This window comes from Pseudomonas sp. R25(2017), assembly GCF_002112565.1.
GTDB lineage: Bacteria > Pseudomonadota > Gammaproteobacteria > Pseudomonadales > Pseudomonadaceae > Aquipseudomonas > Aquipseudomonas ekonensis.
In genome coordinates, this window is the sequence record NZ_NEHZ01000041.1 from 1 (window position 1) to 3,197 (window position 3,197).

Consider the following 3,197-nt stretch of genomic DNA (forward strand, 5'->3'; position numbering starts at 1 on the left):
ACCAGGTGCAGGTTGTCGGCGTACTCGTAGCGGGTGATGCGGCCGAGTTCGTCGCGTTCGGCGGTGACGCGGCCGTAAGGGTTATAGCTGAACGCGCGGATAGCACCACCAGGCAAAGTGATTTGGGCAAGGCGGTTGGCGGCATCCCAAACGAACTGAGTAATTGCCCCAGTTTCATCCTGTCGAGTAATTTGCCGGCTCAGAGAATCGTAACGATATTTGCGTTTGCCCCCATCCGGCAGATGTTCCTCAAGCAGCTCACCGAGATCGTTCCAGCCCAACTTATGGCGGCCACCGTCCGGGTGTCGAATTTCCAGCAGACGCCCCTGAGCATCATAGATGTACTCGGTGATATGACCATCCGGGTCTACTTGTTGAGTAATGTCACCTTGATCATTTCGTTGGTACCGCCAGATTGAGTCGCCGCGGCGAACCTCTGAAACAAAGCCGTTAGTGTAGTCATACACTGTAGGCGTATCCTCAGGTGGGATAAGCGCCTCCAGACGGCCGGCCTCGTTGTATTGGTATTCAGTAACTGCGCCCAGCGGATCTTTTTCAGCGACTAGTCGACCTTTTTCGTCGTATGCCTTCAGGCGCTCAGCGCCGTCTGGATCGATTTGGCTAATCAACCTGGCTTGGTCATCGTGAGTGTAGACTTCTTCACTGCCATCAGCGTTGGTAACAGTGACGCTTCCTTTTTCATCCCACGCGTAGCGAGCATCCATTTGAGTGAAGTTTGCCCAGTGGTGCGTGCAACGCGACGATTTGCCTTCGTTTTCCCACTCCCAAAAGAAACTCGCGCCGCCGGCTAACTGACGCTCGAGAATCACATGCTGATCGTCATAAGAATAACGCTCACTCTCGCCCGCAGCATTTTTAGCTTCTATGAGACGACTTTTCTCATCGTAACGATAAGTGACGAGAGTTTGGATAGTGCTCCAACTCTCTTCTAGGTTATCTGCCGGACGGAATTGTTGATAGTCAACGGCAATAATGTGTTTTCGGTCATAACGCAGCAGCAAGGCACGACCTGCACCATTGTCGATGCGCTTGATACGGCCATGAATATCGCGGTTGATGTGCAGACGGTTACGATATCGGTCACTGATAGCAATCAGCGTGGCGCCTTTACTGTCATATCGGAAGTGATAAAACAGCGGGCGATCCCCTGCTTGTGTGAGTACAAGCTCAGATGGATCATCGCCTATAAATATCGCCGCTTTGGCCAGGCTATTGGTGATTGCCGGCCGCTGGGCGTTAGGTAGGGGGAAAGTCGTTATGCGGTTTTCATGGTCAGTCCATATTACGTCTTCCGAAATAACCTCGACACGCTGAGCCAGCGCATGGCTCCAGCCATGGCCTAGGCCGCAGTCGATTTCCACCGCACTGGTTCGATAAAGACGAGTCCATTCAAAAGGGAACAGTCCATTCAGTTGTCCATCAGTGAGCGTTAACAGTTCCTCACCGGTGACCATTGAAACAGGGCAACCGTTTACGCAGGTTTCTCTGGTGCATGCGACATTCTTATCGTCATGGCTGGTCGACTGTTTCGATTTGTCATCGACATGCTCGGGTCGACTGACTTTAGCGTGATCTTGCCTATCCCAGTTTACTCTTACCTTGCCTTTTTCAAAGGTGCCTGCGATTGTGCGGGTAGCAACACGTTTATATTGATCAATCATGTCCGCAAAGGTTTTCAATATGCGGATGATGGATTTTATGAAGCCCGTGACAGTCTCGACGACTCTTGCGCCATAGTTGATTAGGCGGGCGCCCAAATATGCAATGCCAGTACCCTCGGCAGCGAATGTCAGTACGATAGCGAAAACGATATCGATAAGAATCGTTACTGCTATGCTGGACAGTTGCTCAGAGAATTTTCCAGAGATGATACTGGGCGGTAGTTGAAGCAGCCATAAAGCGGTGGTTTTAATAAGCAGGAAAAGAACTGCTTGGTCACTCGCCAGCAGCATCAATTTTTCCATCGCTTTGGGCGTTTCTTTTGCGAGCTTGAGTAAGTCGGCAGCGCTTTGGCCAATTTCGCCGGCAAATTTTCCGGGGTCTTTTAGTATTTCGAAAAATCGCTTAACGCCATCGAATGCCGATTTGATTGCATTCCAGCCTCCCTCTAATGTTCCTTTTAGTTGCGCGAAGTATGCTGATACTAATGTTTCTTTTGGCCAGAGTGGTCTGTAGGTTTTCCACTCCTTGTCAAGCCAGTCATTCAGTTCTTTTGTGAAATTGTCATATGAGTTGAATAGGTCGCTAAGCTGACTCTTGGTGACACTACTCTGCACCCGGACATAGTATTTTTTTCCAGGAGTGCCTTTGAAAATCCCTTTGCCTTGATCATCTAGTGTGACAGGTACAGGATTGCCACCTTCCTTAGGGGTTACTTCAACAGTGATGTTTCCTACGGGAATGTCGTGAACCGAGACAAACTTACTCTCAATCAGCAATCTGCCGTCTTTCGGGCACTGCGCAACTGTAGACTCGAACGCATTGTCGGTCACACTGACGGTTTTGTTAGAATTTCCAAGTTTTATGGATCTGTTCATCCCGAAAAGTGCAGGTCTATCGAAAAACTCTCTCCCTTTGCCAAGCCACTCGGCAAATGAAGACTCAGTAAGACTGCGGTATTGCTTTAAACTATCGGGAAAAACCTTAAGTTGCTCATCAATGAACTCAATGCGTTCCTTTGCGATCATCAGCCTTGCTCCAGAATCAGGTGGTTTAACAGTGCTTCTTTAAGGTTGTCCGGAGCATCCGGGCGACGTACGAAACGGGCGATCTTGTGCTTCAGGTTGTTCTCGGGCCAGGCGGTGTAGAGGTCCGGGCGTTCCTCTTCCAGCCATTGCATGAGGTTGCTGATCAGCGTGGTCGGATTGTCCTTGGCCAGCCCATCCAACAACCCCTTCGGCACCTCCCACCACGGCCAGTCCTTCGCTTTCCTCACCACCCGCGGCCCGACCTCCAGGCTCTGGCCGTTGATCAGGTAGCGTTCGAACACCGGCAGCAGTTCCCCGGCCGCTTCACCCAGCCCCTTGAGGATCGGGTGGATGTGCCGGCCGTCCCAGAAGCGGAAGAACACCTCGGTCCCGTCCGGCATCTTCACTTGGGTGAGGCTGCGCAGGTGTTCGAAGACTTCGTCCGGTTCGCTGCGGGAGACGGCCAGCCAGCCCCAGTCGAGGGCGTCG

The 3,197-nt window shown here is 51.6% G+C and carries 2 protein-coding genes; both read right to left on the reverse strand.

Annotation, left to right across the window (positions count from 1 at the left end):
• A partial coding sequence (locus CAG31_RS27920; RefSeq protein WP_139831442.1) for a DUF6531 domain-containing protein occupies nucleotides 1-2,708 on the reverse strand: 2,708 nt, incomplete at its 3' end.
• On the reverse strand, nucleotides 2,708-3,197 hold a 490-nt coding region (locus CAG31_RS27925; RefSeq protein WP_085586967.1), incomplete at its 5' end, for a DUF4123 domain-containing protein. The genes CAG31_RS27925 and CAG31_RS27920, both read right to left, overlap by 1 nt.